This window comes from Pseudomonas sp. RIT778 (assembly GCF_019718735.1).
Lineage (GTDB): Bacteria > Pseudomonadota > Gammaproteobacteria > Pseudomonadales > Pseudomonadaceae > Aquipseudomonas > Aquipseudomonas aphyarum.
In genome coordinates this window covers 127,217-147,045 of record NZ_JAIHBA010000003.1, presented here as the reverse complement: position 1 = coordinate 147,045, position 19,829 = coordinate 127,217, and the positions used below count along the sequence as shown (strand labels likewise).

At 60.4% G+C, this 19,829-nt stretch carries 19 protein-coding genes; 12 read left to right on the top strand and 7 right to left on the bottom strand.

What is annotated here, in order from left to right; all coding sequences use genetic code 11:
• The first annotated feature begins 52 nt into the window (after nucleotides 1-52).
• The 5 genes from K5E37_RS03060 to K5E37_RS03040 all read left to right on the top strand — a co-directional run bounded on the left by K5E37_RS03060 (nucleotide 53) and on the right by K5E37_RS03040 (nucleotide 4,060).
• Entirely contained in the window at nucleotides 53-847 is a 795-nt protein-coding gene (locus tag K5E37_RS03060) for a helix-turn-helix transcriptional regulator (RefSeq protein WP_085608940.1), read from the top strand.
• A gap of 62 nt (nucleotides 848-909) precedes the next feature.
• Nucleotides 910-2,325 carry an AdeC/AdeK/OprM family multidrug efflux complex outer membrane factor gene (gene adeC / locus K5E37_RS03055; RefSeq protein WP_221533114.1) on the top strand — a complete coding sequence of 472 codons (1,416 nt, stop codon included), beginning with the start codon at nucleotides 910-912 and terminating at the stop codon, nucleotides 2,323-2,325.
• Between the two features lie 149 nt (nucleotides 2,326-2,474).
• Nucleotides 2,475-2,795, top strand: a complete 321-nt coding sequence (locus tag K5E37_RS03050; RefSeq protein ID WP_221533113.1) for a hypothetical protein — start codon at nucleotides 2,475-2,477, stop codon at nucleotides 2,793-2,795.
• A gap of 183 nt (nucleotides 2,796-2,978) precedes the next feature.
• On the top strand, nucleotides 2,979-3,584 hold the full coding sequence (locus K5E37_RS03045; RefSeq protein WP_179695470.1) for an SCO family protein: 606 nt from the start codon (nucleotides 2,979-2,981) through the stop codon (nucleotides 3,582-3,584).
• Entirely contained in the window at nucleotides 3,584-4,060 is a 477-nt protein-coding gene (locus K5E37_RS03040) for a copper chaperone PCu(A)C (protein WP_221533112.1), read from the top strand. Before K5E37_RS03045 ends, K5E37_RS03040 begins: the two co-directional genes overlap by 1 nt.
• Before the next feature lie 83 nt (nucleotides 4,061-4,143).
• Here K5E37_RS03040 and K5E37_RS03035 read toward each other — a convergent pair whose 3' ends face one another.
• Nucleotides 4,144-4,560 (bottom strand): organic hydroperoxide resistance protein, encoded by a 417-nt coding sequence (locus tag K5E37_RS03035; RefSeq protein ID WP_007956881.1) that lies wholly within the window; start codon nucleotides 4,558-4,560, stop codon nucleotides 4,144-4,146.
• Between the two features lie 265 nt (nucleotides 4,561-4,825).
• Between K5E37_RS03035 and K5E37_RS03030 the strand changes: the two genes are divergently transcribed.
• The 4 genes from K5E37_RS03030 to K5E37_RS03015 all read left to right on the top strand — a co-directional run bounded on the left by K5E37_RS03030 (nucleotide 4,826) and on the right by K5E37_RS03015 (nucleotide 6,570).
• The gene (locus K5E37_RS03030; RefSeq protein WP_221533111.1) at nucleotides 4,826-5,278 is read left to right on the top strand and encodes an Ohr family peroxiredoxin; all 453 of its coding nucleotides are present in this window, start codon (nucleotides 4,826-4,828) and stop codon (nucleotides 5,276-5,278) included.
• A 179-nt stretch (nucleotides 5,279-5,457) separates the two neighbouring features.
• Nucleotides 5,458-5,919: a MarR family winged helix-turn-helix transcriptional regulator gene (locus K5E37_RS03025; protein ID WP_085608943.1), complete on the top strand. Its 462-nt coding sequence runs from the start codon at nucleotides 5,458-5,460 to the stop codon at nucleotides 5,917-5,919.
• An 82-nt stretch (nucleotides 5,920-6,001) separates the two neighbouring features.
• Nucleotides 6,002-6,376, top strand: coding sequence for a hypothetical protein (locus K5E37_RS03020; RefSeq protein WP_221533110.1), 375 nt, complete (start codon nucleotides 6,002-6,004; stop codon nucleotides 6,374-6,376).
• On the top strand, nucleotides 6,373-6,570 hold the full coding sequence (locus K5E37_RS03015; RefSeq protein ID WP_221533109.1) for a helix-turn-helix transcriptional regulator: 198 nt from the start codon (nucleotides 6,373-6,375) through the stop codon (nucleotides 6,568-6,570). The genes K5E37_RS03020 and K5E37_RS03015 overlap by 4 nt, the downstream gene beginning before the upstream one ends.
• Nucleotides 6,571-6,630: 60 nt before the next feature.
• Here the strand turns inward: K5E37_RS03015 and K5E37_RS03010 are convergent, their stop codons facing one another.
• Both K5E37_RS03010 and K5E37_RS03005 read right to left on the bottom strand, forming a co-directional pair.
• Nucleotides 6,631-7,644 carry an ABC transporter substrate-binding protein gene (locus K5E37_RS03010; protein WP_085608945.1) on the bottom strand — a complete coding sequence of 338 codons (1,014 nt, stop codon included), beginning with the start codon at nucleotides 7,642-7,644 and terminating at the stop codon, nucleotides 6,631-6,633.
• Between the two features lie 103 nt (nucleotides 7,645-7,747).
• A complete protein-coding gene (locus K5E37_RS03005) occupies nucleotides 7,748-8,638 on the bottom strand; it encodes a LysR family transcriptional regulator (protein ID WP_221533108.1) in 891 nt (296 codons plus the stop codon).
• A 127-nt stretch (nucleotides 8,639-8,765) separates the two neighbouring features.
• On the opposite strand from K5E37_RS03005, the gene K5E37_RS03000 reads away from it, so the two are divergent.
• On the top strand, nucleotides 8,766-9,209 hold the full coding sequence (locus K5E37_RS03000) for a GFA family protein (RefSeq protein ID WP_221533107.1): 444 nt from the start codon (nucleotides 8,766-8,768) through the stop codon (nucleotides 9,207-9,209).
• On the opposite strand, the gene K5E37_RS02995 is transcribed toward K5E37_RS03000, so the two are convergent.
• Nucleotides 9,190-10,221 carry a sterol desaturase family protein gene (locus K5E37_RS02995; RefSeq protein ID WP_221533106.1) on the bottom strand — a complete coding sequence of 344 codons (1,032 nt, stop codon included), beginning with the start codon at nucleotides 10,219-10,221 and terminating at the stop codon, nucleotides 9,190-9,192. The two genes, K5E37_RS03000 and K5E37_RS02995, sit on opposite strands and share 20 nt — an antisense overlap.
• Before the next feature lie 287 nt (nucleotides 10,222-10,508).
• Between K5E37_RS02995 and K5E37_RS02990 the strand changes: the two genes are divergently transcribed.
• Entirely contained in the window at nucleotides 10,509-12,719 is a 2,211-nt protein-coding gene (locus tag K5E37_RS02990) for an LTA synthase family protein (protein ID WP_221533105.1), read from the top strand.
• Between the two features lie 50 nt (nucleotides 12,720-12,769).
• Here K5E37_RS02990 and K5E37_RS02985 read toward each other — a convergent pair whose 3' ends face one another.
• Nucleotides 12,770-14,806 carry a TonB-dependent receptor gene (locus tag K5E37_RS02985; RefSeq protein WP_221533104.1) on the bottom strand — a complete coding sequence of 679 codons (2,037 nt, stop codon included), beginning with the start codon at nucleotides 14,804-14,806 and terminating at the stop codon, nucleotides 12,770-12,772.
• 325 nt (nucleotides 14,807-15,131) lie between these two features.
• Between K5E37_RS02985 and katG the strand changes: the two genes are divergently transcribed.
• On the top strand, nucleotides 15,132-17,399 hold the full coding sequence (gene katG / locus K5E37_RS02980; protein WP_221533103.1) for a catalase/peroxidase HPI: 2,268 nt from the start codon (nucleotides 15,132-15,134) through the stop codon (nucleotides 17,397-17,399).
• Between the two features lie 86 nt (nucleotides 17,400-17,485).
• Here the strand turns inward: katG and K5E37_RS02975 are convergent, their stop codons facing one another.
• Complete coding sequence (locus K5E37_RS02975; RefSeq protein ID WP_221533102.1) at nucleotides 17,486-19,252, bottom strand: DUF1353 domain-containing protein; 1,767 nt, start codon at nucleotides 19,250-19,252, stop codon at nucleotides 17,486-17,488.
• Nucleotides 19,253-19,333: 81 nt separating this feature from the next.
• Entirely contained in the window at nucleotides 19,334-19,768 is a 435-nt protein-coding gene (locus K5E37_RS02970) for a hypothetical protein (RefSeq protein ID WP_221533101.1), read from the bottom strand.
• Nucleotides 19,769-19,829: the final 61 nt, after the last annotated feature.

Below are 19,829 nucleotides of genomic sequence, written 5' to 3'. Positions count from 1 at the left end.
GCATGCACGGCAGACGATTCGGCAATGGCTCTAAATCAAGGATGACAAGGATATGAATCTGACCGGCAGTCTTCGCAACATGGAAAATCCGCACTTCTACTGGCAACTGGGTGAACTGATCGCCAGCACCGGCAACGAGCGTTTTGCCACGAACATGTTCCAGTTGGTCGACAACCTCGTGCCGGTCAATCGCGTCCATCTCAGTGAGTGGACCCTGGATGAGCGGGAAGCCAGCGTGGTCGAGATCAAGGCGTTGGGCAGTGCCGGTTTGCCGGACACCTTCCCGCCCCCGGAGCCGTTGCAGCACCCGGACGACCACCCGCTGCTGCAACAGATGATCGAGATGAACGACTCGCTACTGATTCAACTGAAAGCCTCGCTCCAGCATCGACACCCGCACCACAGCGTCCACCAATGCAATCTGGTGTCCCGCACGTCCAACCGCCGTTGCGTCATCTCGTTCTACCGTCCCCACACGCATCGGGTGTTTTCCCTGCCGGAGCTGTCGTTCCTCAAGCGCCTGTCCGACACCCTGCTGCCCCTGATCGAGCGCCACGCGCACATCAGTCGACAAGCCATCGCCCGCCAACCCCGCGCGCCACAAGCCGATCAACCACAAACACCGTTGCAACAGGTGTTCGACGAACGCCTGGCGTTGGGCGACATCACCTTGTCGGTGCGCGAAAAAGAGGTCTGCCTGGGCCTGCTGACCGGCGGCACCGTGCCGCAAATGGCAGAAAAGCTGCGGGTCAAGAACAGCTCGATCGAGACCTACCTCAAGCGCGCAGCCGCCAAGCTTGGGGTCAGCGGCCGTCATGGTCTGGCGAAATGGATGGCCGGGGCCTGATCCGGCGTTTTTCTCATCACGGGCGCCCGGCGTCCGCTCTCATTCGTGAACGAGGCTGTTTGATGTCCAGGTTGCCGATTTCCCTGCTGTCCGCCGCGCTGCTGCTGGGCGGTTGTTCGTTGATTCCCGATTATCAGCGACCGGCATCGCCGAGCGCGGCGCAGTATCCCCAAGGTCCGGCGTATGCCGCGCAATCCCCGGTCACACCCCGGGTCGAGGACTGGCGCGCGCTGTTCAATGACCCGGCGTTGCAGCAATTGATCGAAAGCGCACTGGTCAACAACCGTGATCTGCGGGTGGCCGCGCTGAACGTCGAGGCGTTTCAGGCGCAGTACCGCATCCAGCGTGCCGATCTGCTGCCGGCGGTGTCGGCCAACGCCAACGAATTGCGTCAGCGGGTGCCGTCCAGCGTGACCCGCACCAAGGCGGCGATCACCTCGACCTATTCGGTGAACCTGGGCATCAGCGCCTATGAACTGGACTTCTTCGGCCGGGTGCGCAGCCTCAGCGAGCAGGCGCTGCTGACCTGGCTGTCCACCGAAGAGGCCCGGCGCAGTGCGCAATTGAGTCTGGTGGCCAACGTCGCCAACGCCTACCTGACGTGGCGCGCCGATCAGGAGTTGCTGGCGCTGGCCCGGGAGACGCTGGCCGCCGACGAACGAAGCCTGCACCTGACCACCCGCAACCGCGAGGCCGGCAAGTCTTCGGCGCTGGACCAGATTCAGGCGCAGACCAGTGTCGACAGCACCCGCGCGAGCCTGGCCCGTTATCAGCGTCAGGTTGCCCAGGACTTGAACAGCCTGACGCTGCTGGTGGGCGCGCCGGTGCCCGAGCACCTGCCAGCGCGTCCGCTGGACAGTGATCTGGTGGCAACCGTGCCGGCCGGGTTGCCGTCGGATTTGTTGCAACGCCGGCCGGACATTCTCCAGGCCGAATACAAGCTGCGCGCCGCCAATGCCAACATCGGCGCGGCGCGGGCGGCGTTTTTCCCGAGTGTCAGCCTGACCGCCAATGCCGGGACGTCCAGCCGCGACCTTTCCGGGCTGTTCAAGGGCGGCTCCGGGGCCTGGACGTTCCAGCCGCAGATCAACCTGCCGATCTTCAACGCCGGCAGTCTGCGTGCGAGCCTTGATTACGCGAAGCTGCAAAAAGACATCACCGTCGCCGAGTACGAAAAGACCATTCAGACGGCATTCCAGGAAGTGTCCGACGGCCTCGCGGCGCGCCAGACCTACGAACAACAACTCCAGGCCCAACGCGATCTGGTGCAGGCGACCCAGGACTACTACGACATGGCGCAGCACCGATATCGAAGCGGCGTCGACAGCAGCCTGACGTTCCTCGATGCCCAGCGTTCGCTGTTCAGTTCCCAGCAAGGACTGATTACCGACCGGTTGGCGCAACTGGTGGCGCAAGTGAACCTGTACACCGCGCTGGGTGGTGGCTGGAGTGCTGGTGAGGGATCAAATCATCAGTAACGCTATATATTCGAAGCCAATAAATGGAGTTGCCCACCATTTCCTATCAGTCTGAGCAACTGTCAGAAATGACAGTAGAAGGTAAATAGGTGGAATCATATGCTCCCTTTACTCGGAATTTGCCGAGATCAACGAAGGGAGCACATTCGATGGCGGATAAAATCACGAAATTCCTGCCCTACAACATCGAAGGTTTCGATGCTGTGACAAAGACTCTCTCAGTGGCACGGATTAGCCCGCCCGGAGCGAAGATTCAAGCCCCGGCCGACTCAAACATAGAGAGACTTATCTTTACGGGAGCTAACAGTTCGGTAGATCTGCACATGACGAATTTCCTGAGTACTCCGATGATGGAATGCACACTTCCCATATGGTTTTTGATGAACAACCTGGGCGCTGTCGTCAACTGCCTGTTCCGATCATCGCCCAGCGGAGTTGTAATCGCTGACGATATGAAAATCGTCCCTTGATACAACCAGTGAGATCGCACTCCTTACCCTGCGTCATTTTTTCTTACACCTTTTGTCGCCAGATCCCACATTGCCCGGCGATCGAAAACCGGCGCAGCGGATCATTTTGGTATCATGCGCCGCTTTTACGGTTAACCCGCCCGCCTGTCCTGCCGACTGGCGGGCTCCAAAGGGCGGTATGAAATGACGGCTTTGTTGACTCGCCGCAAGGTGCTTGCGGGAATGGGCGTACTCGGTCTCGGCCTGCTCGCCGGCTGCGACACCCGCGGCGAACTGTCGTACAAGTACGGCAAGGATCTGAGCGACAAGATCCTCGGACGCACCTTCAAGCTCAAGGACACCGAAGGCAACACCGTGTCGCTGTCGAGCTTTCGCGGCCTGATGCCGATGATCTTCTTCGGCTTCACCCAGTGCCCGGCGATCTGCCCCACGACGCTGGCCCGCGCCGCAAAAATCAAGAAGCTGATGGGCAAGGACGGTGACATCCTGCAAGTGGTATTCATCACCCTCGACCCGGAACGCGACACCCCGGAAATCCTCGACGCCTACGTCAAGACTTTCGATCCAAGCTTCGTCGCGCTGTACGGCACCCTCGAAGAAACCAAGGCCACCGCCAAGGAATTCGACGTGTTCTACGAAAAGGTCCCGGCCGGCGACACCTATACCCTCTCCCACACCGCCACCAGCTATGTCTACGACACCCGGGGCACGTTGCGCGTGGGCCTGTCTCAATCGCTTTCTGCACAAGAGTGCACGGAAGATTTGCTTACCGTCATGGAGGTCTGCTGATGAACCCTTTTCTGAACAACATCAAACGTGCCGCACTGGGCCTGTCCCTGCTGGGCCTGGCTTTCCAGGTATCGGCGCAGACCAGGGTCGACGACGCCTGGGTGCGCGCGACCGTGCCGAACCAGTCGGCCAGCGGCGCGTTCATGACCGTCACCGCCGACAGCGACAGCAAGCTGCTCAGCGTTGCCTCGCCTGCGGCCAAGGACGTGCAGATTCATGAAATGACCATGAAGAACGACGTGATGAGCATGGGCCCGGTGAAATCGGTCGACCTGCCAGCGGGCAAAGCCGTCAACTTCGACCCGAATGGCTACCACGTGATGCTGATGGGCCTGACCGCTCAACTGAAAGAAGGCGACAGCGTGCCGCTGACCCTGACTATCGAAAATGCCAAGGGCGAAAAGGAAACCGTGGAAGTGAAAGCGCCGGTCAAGGCGCTGACCATGGAAGGCCACGATCACAGCAAGATGCATTGATCGCTGACTGACAGATCCACGGTTTCAAAAAACAAAAGGGGCGGCATGATCGATGATCATGCCGCCCCTTTTGCATCTGGATATCAGACCAGTTTCAATTCGACCTCGATATTGTTGCGCGTGGCCTTGGAGTACGGGCACACCTGATGCGCCGCATCCACCAGCTGCTGCGCCGCGCCGCGCTCCATACCCGGCAGGCTCACATTCAGTCGCGCCTGCAGGAGATACCCTCCCGAGTTGGTACCCAGGTCCACTTCGGCATCCACCGCCAGATCCGCTGGCAGGCTGATTTTCTGCTGCCCCGCCACCGCTTTCATCGCGCCGATGAAACACGCCGACCAGCCTGCGGCGAACAATTGTTCCGGATTGGTCCCGCCGCCACTGGAACCGGGCGACGACAGTTTTACATCGAGGATCCCGTCGGAACTGCGCGATGCGCCGTCACGTCCGCCGGTGGTGTGGGTTTTCGCGGTGTAGAGGACTTTTTCGATCTGACTCATGGCGATCTCCTGAATGAAAAACAGCAGATTGTTCACTCGGCGCCTCCCGTCGCAGCCTTGAGGTGCGCCACCCGTTTCACACAGCCCTCTCACTATAGACGCGGGTTTGCCGCTCACCCGGCCGGCGGACTTGCGGATAACCGCCGGTCGTATTGGCACCGCCAAGCGGGTTGACAGAACCAGAGGGCGAGAGGATTATTATTACATCGCATACGATCTAACCGTATACGATCACAACCAATCACAACACCTTGAGGATTCCCCCATGAGCAAAATCGAAAAAGTCCTGGCCACCGGCAAAACCCACACCACCGCCAGCAGCGCCGGTCTCACCTCCCGTGGTCACAACGGCAATCTGGACATTCAGCTCTCGACGCCCGGCAGTGCCAAACTGGCGCACGTGTTTGCCAACGTCCTGCCCCACCCGACCGCCGAGCAACTGTTCGCCGGTGCCTGGTCGTCCTGCTACACCGCCGCCGTCGGCCTGGTGGCCAATGACCTGGGCGTGGTGCTGCCGGCCGACATGTCGGTAGACATCGAAGTGGATCTGGGCCAGACCGGCCCCGCCTATTTCCTTCAGGCTCGCCTGACCCTGCGCGTCCCGGGCATCGCTGAGGACATCGCGAAAAACCTGGCCCACACCGCTGACCAGATCTGCCCGTACTCCAAGGCGACTCGCGGCAACATCGAGGTGGCACTGAACGTCATCACCGAGTAATTTTTTGGTACAAAACTCATCGCATGCGATTTAGGCGCATAAGGAATAACTAACCGGTTCGCGCTGAGAATGGCGAACCGGTTACTTCAGGCAACATGATCAACACTCCCGATAGAATCGCATCCGACGTATAGTTCGCCCCATACGTTTCACCGGTCACCCGACCCACGAGGATGAACATGAATTCCACCGCCAATACCGCACCAACCGATCTCAAACTCAGCGATTTCCTGTGCTTTGCCGTCTACTCCACCAACCTGGCGTTCGGCAAGGCCTACAAACCGATCCTCGAACGACTCGGTCTGACATACACCCAGTACATCACCATCGTCTCCCTGTGGGAGCAGGACAACCAGACCGTCGGCGGCCTGGGCGAGAAGCTGTTCCTGGAATCGAACACCCTCACGCCAATCCTGAAAAAACTTCAGGCCATGGGTTATGTGCAACGCCAGCGTGACCCGGCAGATGAACGCCAGGTGCGGATCAGCCTGACCCAGAGTGGCCGTGACCTGCGCAACGTGTCTTCGGGCACGAGCCTGTTCGAGGCGACGGGGCTGACCACGGAAGAGTTCACGCAGATGCAGAAATCGATCGTCAAGTTGCGCAACAACCTGATCCGGTCGATGAATGCCGAGGGTTGATCGAGTCCTGATGGAAAGCGTGCTTTACATAACTAGTGGCTTCAGTAACTATGTAAAGGGTCTTTTACACAGGAAGTGAAGCATGAATCGATTCCATCTCGAAATGGGCGGCGCGCTGGTGCTGTATGCCGTCGTGCTGATTGCCTCGACGGTTGCGCTGCAGTCGTTGGAGGACGCCAACATTTACCTGCGCACGCTCATTGTTCTGACGCCGATGATTCCGGCCGCACTGGTGTGCTGGAGCGTGGTACGCGACATGAGGCGTCTGGACGAAATGTATCTGCGCATCCAGTTCGAAGCCCTCGGCTTCGCCTTCGCTGCCTCGGCCTTGCTGACCTTCAGCTACGGTTTTCTGGAGAACGTCGGCGCCCCCCATATCCCGTGGTTCTGGGTCTGGCCGGTGATGGGCGCGATGTGGATGGTCGGCCTGCGCATCGCGCGGCGCCGCTACCAATGAAGAACCGGCTCAAGGAACTGCGCGCCGAGCGCAAGTGGTCGCAGGTGGATCTGGCCGAACGCTTGAACGTTTCGCGCCAGACCATCAATGCGATTGAAAACGAACGCTACGACCCGAGCCTGCCTCTGGCATTCCAGGTTGCCCGGGCGTTCGAGATGCCGATTGAGAGTATCTTCGATGACACAGTGAGTTGATTCGAAAACTCCGCCCGTCAGCACAGGCTGCCGGGCGGGCCGTTCAGAAAGGACGAGTGTTCAGCTCCCCGCCCCGCCATGCGCCTCTTCAAAGAAATAATCCTTCCAGCTGTCCGCCTTGTTCTTCAGCACACCCAGCTCCTGCAATTTCTCTGCATAGATAAAGGTGCGTTGCGGCACCACGGTGAAATCGATTTCCGGGTCGGTGACGATTTTCTCCACCAGCGCCAACGGCAGTTTCGACTGCTCGACACGGATATAGGCCTGGGCCGCCGCAGGTTTGTCGGCCTTGATGATCTTCTCGGCCTCGGCCAGGGCGTCGTAGAACGCCTTGTAGGTTTTCGGGTTTTCGTCGTGGAATTTTTCCGTGGTGTAGAGCACGTTGAACGTGGCCTGGCCGCCGAGCACGTCGTAGGAACTCAGCACTTTATGCACGTTGGGATTCTGCAACGCCTGGTACTGGAACGGTGGGCTGGAGAAATGCGCGTTGATTTCCGAGCCGCCGGCGATCAATGCGGCCGTGGCATCCGGGTGCGGCAGGCTGACGGAGATGTCGTCGAATTTCTTGTATTGGTCATTGCCGAATTCCTTGGCCGTTTCGATCTGCAGCGTGCGGGACTGGAAGCCCACACCCGCTGCCGGTACGGCGATGCGATCCTTGTCGCTGAAGTCCTTGAGGGTTTTCACGTTCGGGTTATTGGTCAGCAGGTAGTTAGGCATCGAGCCCAGCGAAGCGATGGCCTTGACGTTCTGCTTGCCCTTGGTGCGATCCCACACGGTGAGCATCGGCGGCACGCCGGCCGAGACCACGTCCAGGGATCCGGTGAGCAGCGCTTCGTTCATGGCGGTAGCGCCGGAAATACTGTTCCAGTCGACCTTGATGTCCAGGCCCTGGGCCTTGCCGTGTTTCTCGATCAATTGCTGATCGCGCACCACATCCAGAATCAGATAACCGATGCCGAATTGCTGGGCGATGCTGATCTTGCCTTCGGCTTGAGCAGTGTTTCCGAGCAGCGCACCAGCCAGCGAAGCCGCCAGCAGCGTCAGTGCAGAACGTTTGAACGGTAGGGCCATGACAACCTCGCAGTGATTTACCGGGAAATCTGTGAGGCCGGACTCTATCGCTATAAAAAACGAAATTTAAATACCGTTATCGCATATTGATATCACCTGAACGTCAGCCTTCCAGAAACGCGTGCAATTCCGACCCCAAGCCATCGAACACCGCTGAAACCCGCTGCACCCGGCGCATGTCCTGATGCATGGCGATCCACACATCCATCGTAAAATCCACGTCTGCGGGCAGAACTCGTATCAGACCATGGCGCTCGGCCAGTTGCCGGGAACTCACGCCAATCCCCAGCCCGGCACGCAACGCCGCCCATTGCGCCAGATGATCATCGGTGCGGATGGCCGTGTGCTCGGCTGAACAATCGAAGCCGCGCTCGCGCAGGAATTCGATCTCGCCCGCATTGCGATCCGGGCCGATCAGCGAAAAACGGCGCAAGTCCTCAGGCGTTTCAGGCACGCCCTGCTCCGCCAGCAATTCCGGCGTGGCGTACAGGCCGACGTGCAGGTCGCCGACCTTGCGCGCCACCACCGACGCTTCGGTCGGGCGGCGGATGCGCACGGCGACGTCGGCCTCTTGCCGTGAGAGGGTTTGCAGACGATTCGACACGTTCAGTTCCAGCGCCAATTGCGGGTGCTGCTGACGCAGGCGGCGCAACATCGGCGGCAGGATCTCGACGCCCAACAGTTTGCCGGCCGTCAGGCGCACGGTGCCGCCGGTTTGCGCCACGTCGGCGGAAGCGGCGCGGTTGAAGGCGTTGGCGGCCAGGGCCATGGCTTCGACGTGGCCGATCAACTCCCTGGCGGTCTCGGTCGGCAACAGTCCCGACGGCGAGCGAATGAACAGACTGACACCGACGCTCTGCTCCAGCGCCTCGATCCGCCGTCGCGCCGTGGCCTGGGCGATGCCCAGCAAGCGCGCGGCGCCGGACAGACTGCCGGTGCGCAGTACCGCGAGAAAGGCGCGCTGGGTTTCCCATTGAAGTTGTGGAGCGTTCATACATTTCCTGTGAGCGGTTGGGCAGTTTTGGCCGATGTTCATTCACCGGGGTCTGCGGCATGCTGCGCGAGCATACCGCACGGGCCTTGCGCCCGGCATCGAACCCGCAGTTGAAGGAGCCTTGCCCATGACACTCACCGGCCAATGTCGCTGCAGTGCCGTCCGCTATCAGTTGAACACCGACGTGCCGCCGGCGATCTACGCCTGCCATTGCACGGATTGCCAGACCTGGAGCGGCAGCGCCTTTGCCCTGCATGCGCTGCTGCCCGCCGACGCCCTGACGCTGAGCGGACCGCTGACCACTTATGCCTACGATCTCAATGGGCAGCGCTCCGAACATCAGGTGTGCAGCGTCTGCCACACGCGTCTGTGCAACACCACGACAGCCGCGCCGGGGATGAAAGTGCTGCGCGCCGGCACGCTCGATGAAAGTCGCTCACTGCAACCGATGGCGCACATCTGGGTCAGTCACAAACAACCCTGGCTGAAATTGCCCGAGGGGCTGCCGAGCTGGCCGCAGAGCCCGACCCCGCAGGCCTTCGGCGAAGCCCTCATGGCGTACGCTGGTTGAACCAGGTTCTGAGCCCGCCGGCGTTCGACGACAAGCGCTTGGCGGTGTCCACGAATGGTGTGACGATCAGGCTGTACAGCGTCAGATAACGCGTGCGGTCCTGCTCGCCCGTGCCGAAGCGCAGGACTTCGGGCTTCGAGGTGGTGACGTACAGCGTGCCGAACAGCCAGTCCCACAGCGACAGGTTGATCGCGAAGTTCTTGTTGAAATGTCGCGGGGCGTCGCTGTGGTGGATCTGGTGCTGGGCCGGGCTGTTGAGCACATGTTCGACCGCCGGCCCGAACGACAGCCAGACATGGCTGTGGCGCAGATTGGAGCCCAGGCTGTTGATGATCAGCACCAGCCACGTTACGCCAAACAACGTATAGCGGCTGACCTCGCCGCCGCAGGCGTACCAGACCACACCGGCAAACGCGCCGAGGCCGGCGGTGATGACGATTCGTTCAACGATCGATTCGACAATATGAATCCGGCTGGCGGTGGCCGGCACCAGCACCGGCGCCGAATGGTGAACCTTGTGAAATTCCCATAGATAGCGGGAGTGGAAGGCGCGGTGAATCCAGTAATGCAGAAAATCCCTGAATAGGAACACGCCCAGTCCGTAGAACAACGCGATCAACGGATGATCTGGCACCTGTTCGCGCGCGCCCCAGAGCTGAGTGAAAAACTGCGCGTAGTCGCCTGAACGCAGAATGTGCGGATCGACGAGGCCGACCACGGGCAACACCAGCGTCACCCGAAGAATCGCCTTGATGAAGTAATAACGGTAATCCAGCCAGGCCGAACGATGCCCGTGAACGCGACCGCCGCCGACAAATTGCCAAAAGGATCGGGCCTGCGTCAGATGCCGGGATTTTCGGTGGCGATAAAGGCCGTACGCCACGCCGTAGGACGTGAGCAAGAACACCACGCCAAGGCGGCCGTTCAAATCGAACAGGCCAAGGAACTGCTCGGTGACCGGATCGATCACCCAGCGGCTGAGCTGCGCAGAGAGTTGCGTGAGGACATCCACGGAGCTTGATCTCCATCAGAGGTCGCGCATTGTAAATCGCACTGGTTCGCAAATGCAGCACGAACGGATCAAAGGCCGGTTAAACAGCCTGAAACAATAAAACCGCCGCCGCGTTCAGGCCGGAAAACCGCCAGGACGGTCGCCGATCAAGGCCCCTGCTCGTTCGGGCCGCTCACGGCGACTTCCGTGACCGGATCAGCCATCCGTTTAAAAAGGCGATCAGACAGCCCACCCTTGGTATCATCGCCCACACTTTTATGACGATTTGATGGCTGGAAGGTCTTTTTGTGAGCGCTCTTTTTCAACGGCTGCGGCGCCTGGATGCCCGTCTTCTTTCTCTGGTTTTCCTGGTACTGATCGTGCCGGTGTGCCTTCGCGCGGCACTTGGCTGGTCGAGCCTGTTCGGTTACCTGTCGGATCTGGCCATCGGCAGTCTGCTGGTGGTGCTGTTGCATCGTCGCCCCTGGTGGCTGGCGCTGCCGGTACTGCTGTTCTGGGGACTGCTGGCCGTAGCAACCGCCGAGCTGGTCAGCGCGGTCGGTCGCCTGCCGACCGTGGCGGACCTGCATTACCTGATCGACCCGCAGTTCGTGGAAAACTCCACCGGCGGCGGCTTCGCCCATCCCGGCGTGGCGGTTGCGCTGCTGGTGGCTTTGGCCTTGTGGTTGTTGAGTCATTGGGCTCGACGCGCGACAACCACCCCCGCTCTGCCCCGCGCAGCCTGGGCGACGCCGGTGCTGCTGTTCTCCGCATACTGGGGCGCGCAACACCTGAACCCGAGCGATGCCGATCCGTGGCGCCTGTACAACCTGCCGCACCAGTTGCTGGCCGCGCAGGTTGCCGACGTGCAGATGCAGGCCGAAGAATGGCTGGAAGGCGATACAAAAGTCGCTCCCCCACCGATGGCCGGGCTCACCGATGTCGATCTGAACGGTCACCCGTTGCTGGCGACCAAGGGCCAGGCGCGCAATGTGCTGATCGTCGCCCTCGAAGGCATTCCCGGCGCCTACATCGGCGCCAATCGCCAGGCCATCGGCAGCCATTATCAGGAAGACCTGATGCCCAACCTCAGCCGCTGGGCCGAGCGCGGCATGAACACCCCGGATTACGTGCTGCACACCCACCAGACCATTCGCGGTCTGTACGCCATGCTCTGCGGCGATTACGACAAACTCGACAACGGCACGCCCAAAGGCGTGGAAATGCTGACCCAGCACGAGCGCAATCAGGCCTGTCTGCCGGCCCAGTTGCGTCAGCACGGTTTCGCCACGCACTACCTGCAAGGCGCAGGGCTGCGGTTCATGGCCAAAGACAAGATCATGCCGCACATCGGTTTCGATGCGACCCATGGCCTGGAGTGGTTCACCAACGCCAACTACCTGGAATTCCCGTGGGGCAAGGATGACAAGGCGTTCTTCGAAGGCGCGCTGAAATACGTCGGCGACCTGAAAAAGCAGAAGCAGCCGTGGATGCTCACGCTGCTCACAGTCGGCACTCACCAGCCCTACTCCGCGCCCGAGGACTACCTGCAACGCTACGACACGCCGAAGCAGGCCGCCGTCGGTTATCTGGACGATGCGCTGGAGCAGTTTCTCAGCGGCCTCGAACGCCAGGGCGTGCTGAAAGACACGCTGGTGGTCATCACCTCGGACGAATCCCACGGCATCGACGGCGTCCGCCTCGCGTCGTCCTGGGGTTTCAACCTGACCCTCGCGCCAGAACAGGCGCAGTTGCCGCGCCTGAACGCCGGGGTCTACGGTCACGTCGATCTGAGCGCGTCGATTCTGGATTACTTCGATTTTCCGGTGCCTTCCGCCCTCAGCGGTCGCTCGCTGTTTCGCGATTACGATTCAGGCCGCGAAATCATGTCGTTCACCAACGGCAAGCTGCGCTATCACGACGGTCGCGGCCTCCTGACCGAATGCGACATGCCGCGCCGTTGCCGCAATTACGCCAGCGAAGGTTTCATCGCCGAAAGCGCCACATTCAAGGGCAACGCCAGCGGCCAGAATGCCCGGGACATCGCCGCCCGCGCCTCGGCCCTGGATCTGTCGCTGCTGCGTACCCCGCTGAACCAGCGCTATCAGTTCGGCAGCGCCAACGTCATCCCGCTGCAAGCGCAGATCAAGGACGACTGGGCCGACAACCTGATCGGCGCGCAATATCTGGAGATGCCTAAAGGCTCCCACACCCGCGTGCGCCTGACCGTGCGCTCGGTCGATCCGCAGCAGGCGGCGTACATTCAGCTCAAGGCCAAGGAGTTCGAACAGGACGTGCAACTGGGCCTGCCGACCGAGATGGTCGCCACGGCGGATCAGCCGCTGGAAATGGATTTCAGTTTCGACAACCCGCAACCGCGCAAGGCGTTCTCGTTTCACTTGCTGGGTTATGGCCTGGGCGCCGTGGAAGTCAGTGATTTCAGCGTGATCACCGAACTGCCGGGGCAACAGGATCTGCTGGACGAGATCCCGGAAGAAGACACCGCTCAATCGAGTTGAGGTCGACGCCAGCGTCGCAACGACGCTGGCGCCCTATCCGGTGTGAACGATCAGAACGTGGTGCGCAGACCGACCTGAATGCTGCGCCCTTCTGCCGGCGCAATATCCCGCAGGATCGAGCTGGCATAACGTACGGTCTGGTTGGTCAGGTTCTCGGCATTGACGAAGGCCAGCCATTTGCTCTGGCCAACATCAAAGTGATAACCCACATTCGCCCCCAGCGTGGTGTAGCCGTCGGTGCTGCTTTCATTGTCCGGCACCCGGTGCTGGGAACTGGCGTGTTCCACATCGATGCGCGCCTGCCAGCGATCCAGCTCCCACAACAGCCCGGTGTTCAACCGCAGCGGTGCGATGCGTGGCAGGTCCTGGCCGTTGTCGAGGTTCTTGGCGCGGGTGTAGTCGCCCGACAGCTCCAGCGCAAACTTGCCGTAGGCGTTCTCGCCGAGGGTCCAGCGATCCTGCGCTTCGATGCCGCTAAAGCGCGCCCGCACGCCGGAGTAGGTGTATTCGGGGATGCCGTCAGCGTCCTCCTCCCCTTCGTCATTCAGCGTGCGCCCTGTCCCGAGCAGGCCGATGTAGTTGGAGAAATGGCTATAGAACACGCCGACGCTGCCCTTGTGCGTACCGTTGTCGAAACGCAGGGCCAGGTCGCTGGAGACGGCTTTCTCTTTCGACAGCCCCGCGTCCCCGACTTCATAGGTGCCGGTGGCGACGTGGGCGCCGTTGGCGTAAAGCTCATAGAACGTCGGCGCGCGTTCGGTGTAGCCCAGCGTGGCGGCGACCGACCAGACCGGCGTCAGCGTGTACACCGCGCCGGATGACAGGCTGCCGGCGGTGAAGCTGCTGGAGCGATCGGCATTGGCGAAACGCTCGTTGCCTTTGGCGTCCGGGTCGACCGTGGTGTGTTCAAGGCGTCCGCCGAGGGTGAACAGTAGGCGATCCGTGGCTTGCAGCTCTTCGAGAATGAACAGTGCACCGGCGTCGGTATCGGTGTGAGGCACGAACGCTTCTTCGCCCAGCGCTGAGAACTCGTTGCGGCTGACTTGCGCGCCAATCACGCCGTTGAACGGCCCCAGCGGCTGATGCCGGGCCTCGACCCGCGCCTCGTAGCCCTTGTTCTTGAACGTAGTACCAACCTCGCCACCCTCGATTTCCCGGTGCTGGTAATCGGTGTAGCCAGCGTCGAGTTTCACCGAGCTGAACGGGCCGTCGAGGTTGCGGATTTCCGAGGCGAACGCGTAGTGCTCCTGCTCCATGCGAATGCGCACGTCGTCTTCGGCCGGCGAGCCGTAGTTGAAATCGTAATTGCTGTACGACAGCCCCGCGTAACCGTCATCCCAGGTGTACGACCCGCCCACCGCACCGCCGTCCTGACGACCGTCGCTGTTGGCCAGCCGATGTTTCTTCGAATCGCCATCGTCGTTCGCCCGCTCACGACCGGTCTTGGCGTAGCCGGGGATTTTAAGGTCATTGAATTCGCGGGCGCTGGCGTCCAGGTGCAAGGCGAACTGACCGTTACCGGCTTCGAGCTTGCCGGCGCTGCTGCGGGTGGTGTCGGCGCCGCCGTAGCGCAACTCGCCGGCACCGTGAATGCCTTCGATGGCTTCGGTCGGGATGCGGTTGTCGAAGGTGTTGACCACCCCGCCGATGGCGCTGCCGCCGTACAGCAAGGCCGCCGGGCCACGGACGATTTCGATGCGCTCAACGTTGACCGGATCCAGCGGCACCGCGTGATCGTAGGACAGCGACGAGGCGTCCAGCGCGCCGACGCCGTTGCGCAGGATGCGAATGCGATCACCGTCCTGCCCGCGAATGATCGGGCGACTCGCACCCGGGCCAAAGTAGGACGACGACACACCCGGCTGCTTGTTCAGGGTTTCGCCGAGGCTGCCCTTTTGCTGCAGCGTCAGGCTGTCGCCGCTCAACACGGTCGAGGGCGAGGCCAGCGTCTGACTGCCCAGCGGATTGCCGGTGATGACTTGCGGTTGCAGTTCCAGCGGGTCGGCGGCGAATGCGGGCGAAGCGATCAGCAGCGCCGAGGCCATGAGCGTCAGGCGGGGTTGGAAGGTGTGGAAACGGGAAGGCATTTCAGAAATCCGTCAGGCAGAAAAGAGAGGATCGATGCCGGCGCTACAGAGGGTGTATTACCGGCGGCAATCAGATGAAATCATTTTTATGTTATACAATAACATTTCCAATGACCATCCCGTTTCGCCCAGACAAATGCAAACCAGCGCTCAAGCACGGGAATTTCAGCGCCCTGCCCCTGCAGGTTCCCCGCACTTCGCATAAGAGACTGCGCCTATCAGGCACCAATAGTCGGCCTATTAGCTGACTTGCCAAGTCGGGTCTAGCCTTACTAGTCCGAAGTCGGCACGAGCCGGCCGCAGAAGACCTGATAAGGACCCGAACATGGCAAATGAATCGAAATGCCCGTTCAATCACGCCGCCGGCGGTGGCACGACGAACCGCGATTGGTGGCCGAATCAACTGAACCTGAAAATCCTGAGTCAGCACTCGCCCGCATCCGATCCGCTGGGCAAGGACTTCGACTACGCCAAGGCTTTCAAAAGCCTCGATTTCCAGGCCCTCAAACGCGATCTGACGGCGCTGATGACCGACTCCCAGGAGTGGTGGCCAGCGGACTTCGGCCACTACGGCCCGCTCTTCATCCGCATGGCCTGGCACAGCGCCGGCACCTATCGCACCGCTGACGGCCGTGGTGGCGCAGGCTCCGGCCAGCAACGCTTCGCTCCGCTCAACAGCTGGCCGGACAACGTCAGCCTCGACAAGGCCCGCCGCCTGCTGTGGCCGATCAAACAGAAATACGGCCGCAACATTTCCTGGGCTGACCTGATCGTGCTCACCGGTAACGTCGCGCTGGAGTCGATGGGCTTCAAGACCTTCGGTTTCTCCGGTGGCCGCGCAGACGTCTGGGAACCCGATGAAGATGTGTACTGGGGTTCGGAAAACAAATGGCTGGGCGGCGACAACCGCTACGGCAAGGACCCGGAATCCATGCAGCCGCCGGGCGAAGGCACGCTGGTGGCCGAACCCGCCGAACACGGTAATGAGGAAAGCCGCACCAACCAGGGCGAACGCAATCTCGAGAATCCGCTCGCCGCCGTGCAGATGGGCCTGATCTACGTGAACCCGGAAGGTCCGGAAGGCAATCCCGACCCGGTGGCCTCGGCCAAGGACATCCGCGAAACCTTCGGCCGCATGGCCATGAACGACGAGGAAACCGTCGCCCTGATCGCCGGTGGCCACGCCTTCGGCAAGACCCACGGCGCCGGCCCGGCCGATAACGTCGGCCCGGAACCGGAAGCAGCCGGCCTTGAAGAACAAGGCCTGGGCTGGAAAAGTACGTTCGGCACCGGCAAGGGCGCCGACACCATCACCAGCGGCCTGGAAGTGACCTGGACCACCACCCCGACCAAGTGGAGTAACAACTACCTGGAAAACCTGTTCGGCTTCGAGTGGGAACTGACCAAGAGCCCCGCCGGCGCCCATCAGTGGAAACCGAAAAACGGCGCCGGGGCCGGCACCATTCCCCACGCCCACGACCCGAACAAACGCATCGACCCGACCATGCTCACCTCTGACCTGGCCCTGCGTTTCGACCCGGCCTACGAGAAAATTTCGCGGCGCTTCCTGGCCAATCCCGATCAACTGGCCGACGCCTTCGCCCGCGCCTGGTACAAACTGATCCACCGTGACATGGGCCCGCTCTCGCGTTATCTCGGCCCGGAATTGCCCCAGGAAGAACTGCTGTGGCAAGACCCGATTCCCGAAGCCAAACATCCACTGGTGGATGACAGCGATATCAGGGCGCTGAAAGGCAAAGTACTGGCGTCGGGGCTGTCCGTTTCGGAACTGGTTTCCACTGCCTGGGCGGCCGCATCGACCTTCCGGGGCTCGGACAAACGCGGCGGCGCCAATGGCGGGCGTCTGCGTCTGGCACCGCAGAAATTCTGGCAGGCCAACCAGCCGGAGCAACTGGACAAGGTGCTGAAAGTCCTCGAGGGCATTCAAAACGAGTTCAACACTGGAGCGACAGGCAAGCAAGTCTCGCTGGCGGACCTGATCGTGCTGGCCGGTAACGCCGGTGTCGAGCAAGCGGCGCAAAACGCCGGGCATACCGTGACCGTGCCGTTCAATCCGGGGCGCACCGATGCAACTCAGGAGCAAACCGATGTCGAGTCATTCGGCTTCCTCGAGCCGCATACCGACGGCTTCCGCAACTACGCCGCCAACACCTACCGCGTGCCGGCCGAAGCGTTGCTGATCGACAAGGCACAACTGCTGACCCTTTCCGCCCCGGAAATGACCGTGCTGATCGGCGGTCTGCGCGTGCTGGACACCAACGTCGGCAAGACGAAACACGGGGTGTTCACCGACAAACCCGGCTCCCTCACAAACGACTTCTTCCGCAACCTGCTGGACATGGGCGTGGAATGGAAACCGACGTCGAAAACCGAGTTCGAAGGCCGCGACCGTAAAACCGGCAGCGTGAAATGGACGGCGACCCGGGTCGATCTGGTGTTCGGTTCCAACGCGATACTGCGGGCGTTGGCGGAGGTGTATGCCAGTTCCGATGCGAAAGAGCAGTTCGTCACGGACTTCGTTGCGGCTTGGGCGAAGGTGATGGATCTGGATCGGTTTGATTTGCGGCAATAAACCTTTTTCATCCACCCACAAAAACGCCGCTCATTGAGCGGCGTTTTTGTGGGTAAGGTCGCTAACTTCTCAAGGCAGACTCGCCGCTAAATCGTCTCGACGCCCGCGTCTTGCAAAGCTCGCAACATGACCGCCGCCCCGCATTGTTTGGACACTGCCTCTGGATCGAACTTGCCGTCGCTCACATATTTACCTTTGGTGTAGTGATTGGAAAAGCTCCACAAATAGGGTGAAGGGATGCCTCGAGGATGGTATCCCCACCCGTTGTAACTTTCCCATCGGTACAGTGCAGTGGCCAGATCCCAGTCCTTCAGGCCATCGAACCGCTGATAGTTGATCGCATCAATGGCGCTGGATTCCCAGTCATTTGGAGGATTCCAGATCGCAGGCCGGTTTTTCGGCACTTGTTTCGTTCTGCCACTCAGTGGATCGCCATTGTGGAGGTGTCCATTAAAGTTGAAGCTTGCTTCCAGGGCATGGACAATCCCGATAAACCACCACGGAGCGCCTGTCTTGGCCGCAACCGACTCATAACGCGCACGATATTGCAGTAATTTCTGCCGGTGCCAGGCCACCTCACCTTTGTGCTCCGGGCGAATCTGACAACTGGCGTAGAGCATTTCGTATTCGCTTCTCAGACTTTCGAGCAGCGGCGCAGCTTCCAGCTCGACCGTCTGAACGGGGTCCTGAACGAATCGGTTGTAACGGCTCAACAGATCGCCCTCGCCAGAATCCACAGTCAGGCCCGCCGTTCCCTCCTGAAGATTTACCAACCTTTCCAGTAGTGGTCTGCGGGCCGTCAAAGCGGCGGCTTCCAGCGACAGCTCCTGCAGCTCCGGTGGCTCACCAGCGCCTGCAACACCGCGACCATCCGCCAATACCTCGATAGCGTTCAGATCAGGATTTGCCTTAATGATAAAAGACGCATCGGCTTCGAAACTGGCAGGGTCGAATGCCTCGGCTGGCAGTGGCGCCGACACTTGCTCGAACTCTCCCGCCGCCTCGAATCGATCCAGCATGGCTGCCGGCCCGAGAGTCCAGCGCGGACCAAATCGATACACGGCGTAATACAGGACTTTGGCTTTGACCTCCTCGACACCACTGCACACCATGCCGTCATAGAACATCTGATGGGTTTGTCTCCAGGGGCGAGAACGCTCGTTACAGTAGAAGTCATGGACGATCGAGGCGTTGCGGTAAAGCCCTTCAAAAGGCCCGCCAATCAGCGACCAGAACACCTTCGGAATAGACGCACCATCAACGATGGCATTGGTGGGTACGGGCCATTCGTTACCATTTTCCTGAACGTAACCGAATGGACGCTTCAACTGCATATGCCGGCCATCATCAAGCCACTCAGTCAGGGGTGGGGCATCGGTATATCGACCGTACCCAAATGCGGCTTCGAGCTCTGCGTTTACCTGCCACTGCAGCCCGTCAAGGCGCAAAATCGCTACTAGATCCTTGCGTCGGTTGACCGGACGTATCCTGACGGCGGCGCCTTGTTGCTTGGCAATCGCGGCACTGGTTGTCTTGCGCCCTCCACCACCAGCTTCGAGCATCTGCTCGCCACCCCACGCCAGGGCTACGTGCGTGATCGAATCTTCGGTGCCGAAAAAAACCAGATCGCCCAGATCGGCTTCTTGAGTCTCTACCGGCCGACTTCGCCCCTTTGAGAAAAAACGGTAGAGGCCTTCTGCGGTCTGGTCTCCCGAAGGATCCATATTCAAAAGGCGCAATGCCCACTGGACAAATCCAGAGCAATCGTAAGCATCCGGACCTTCAGCCCCCCAGATATAGGGCTTGCCAATTTCTTGAGTGCACCTTTGCCGCCACTGCTCTTTGTTATTCATAGGAAATGGCCTTTTTTCGTGGATTGCAATTAAAGTGGTGAAACTAAAAGCTAGCTATCTATCAATATCTCGATTTAGCGTTTAGTCACCACGATAGAAATAAGAAACAACAGTTGCCCATAAAACCGCGATAAGCGGCCCGACAAAAGCGAAGCCACTTGAAAGTTGTATGGGCGAATTAGGAGGACCCAATGCCATCAACCAAATAAGAAATGAGATAGACGAAATCGCGATAGCCATTATTTGAGGTTGACTATTTTGCTTTGTGGCTTGCCATCGAATAGCCGCCGAAAAAAGCAGACAAACGATAGCCACGCCCCACAACACATTGACTCTGGCGCTGACGGTCAACTCCACGGACGCTGCTGGAACAAGCCCAGCGGCCGCCCCGTAGAGGCCCAGCGCCTCAGCGGGCATCAACTTGGCCAGACGGGTCGCCCATCCGTCTGGCGACTCTGGCAATGAACCGCTTTCCAACTCCGACGGAGGGGCGGGAGCACGAACACGAAGTGACATGACTTAACTCCTTTCAAGCCGCAGCTGAATATTGATGAGCGCCTGAAAGTATTTAGTACAA

Excerpts from the sequence above, each read along its gene's own strand:
- adeC (WP_221533114.1), top strand. The coding sequence starts at position 910 with ATGTCCAGGTTGCCGATTTCCCTGCTGTCCGCCGCGCTGCTGCTGGGC.
- K5E37_RS02970 (WP_221533101.1), bottom strand. The coding sequence starts at position 19,768 with ATGTCACTTCGTGTTCGTGCTCCCGCCCCTCCGTCGGAGTTGGAAAGC.
- K5E37_RS03060 (WP_085608940.1), top strand. The coding sequence starts at position 53 with ATGAATCTGACCGGCAGTCTTCGCAACATGGAAAATCCGCACTTCTAC.
- K5E37_RS03050 (WP_221533113.1), top strand. The coding sequence starts at position 2,475 with ATGGCGGATAAAATCACGAAATTCCTGCCCTACAACATCGAAGGTTTC.
- K5E37_RS03025 (WP_085608943.1), top strand. The coding sequence starts at position 5,458 with ATGAATTCCACCGCCAATACCGCACCAACCGATCTCAAACTCAGCGAT.
- K5E37_RS02985 (WP_221533104.1), bottom strand. The coding sequence starts at position 14,806 with ATGCCTTCCCGTTTCCACACCTTCCAACCCCGCCTGACGCTCATGGCC.
- K5E37_RS03015 (WP_221533109.1), top strand. The coding sequence starts at position 6,373 with ATGAAGAACCGGCTCAAGGAACTGCGCGCCGAGCGCAAGTGGTCGCAG.
- K5E37_RS03005 (WP_221533108.1), bottom strand. The coding sequence starts at position 8,638 with ATGAACGCTCCACAACTTCAATGGGAAACCCAGCGCGCCTTTCTCGCG.
- K5E37_RS03000 (WP_221533107.1), top strand. The coding sequence starts at position 8,766 with ATGACACTCACCGGCCAATGTCGCTGCAGTGCCGTCCGCTATCAGTTG.
- K5E37_RS03035 (WP_007956881.1), bottom strand. The coding sequence starts at position 4,560 with ATGAGTCAGATCGAAAAAGTCCTCTACACCGCGAAAACCCACACCACC.
- K5E37_RS02975 (WP_221533102.1), bottom strand. The coding sequence starts at position 19,252 with ATGAATAACAAAGAGCAGTGGCGGCAAAGGTGCACTCAAGAAATTGGC.
- K5E37_RS03010 (WP_085608945.1), bottom strand. The coding sequence starts at position 7,644 with ATGGCCCTACCGTTCAAACGTTCTGCACTGACGCTGCTGGCGGCTTCG.
- K5E37_RS03040 (WP_221533112.1), top strand. The coding sequence starts at position 3,584 with ATGAACCCTTTTCTGAACAACATCAAACGTGCCGCACTGGGCCTGTCC.
- K5E37_RS03030 (WP_221533111.1), top strand. The coding sequence starts at position 4,826 with ATGAGCAAAATCGAAAAAGTCCTGGCCACCGGCAAAACCCACACCACC.
- katG (WP_221533103.1), top strand. The coding sequence starts at position 15,132 with ATGGCAAATGAATCGAAATGCCCGTTCAATCACGCCGCCGGCGGTGGC.
- K5E37_RS03045 (WP_179695470.1), top strand. The coding sequence starts at position 2,979 with ATGACGGCTTTGTTGACTCGCCGCAAGGTGCTTGCGGGAATGGGCGTA.
- K5E37_RS03020 (WP_221533110.1), top strand. The coding sequence starts at position 6,002 with ATGAATCGATTCCATCTCGAAATGGGCGGCGCGCTGGTGCTGTATGCC.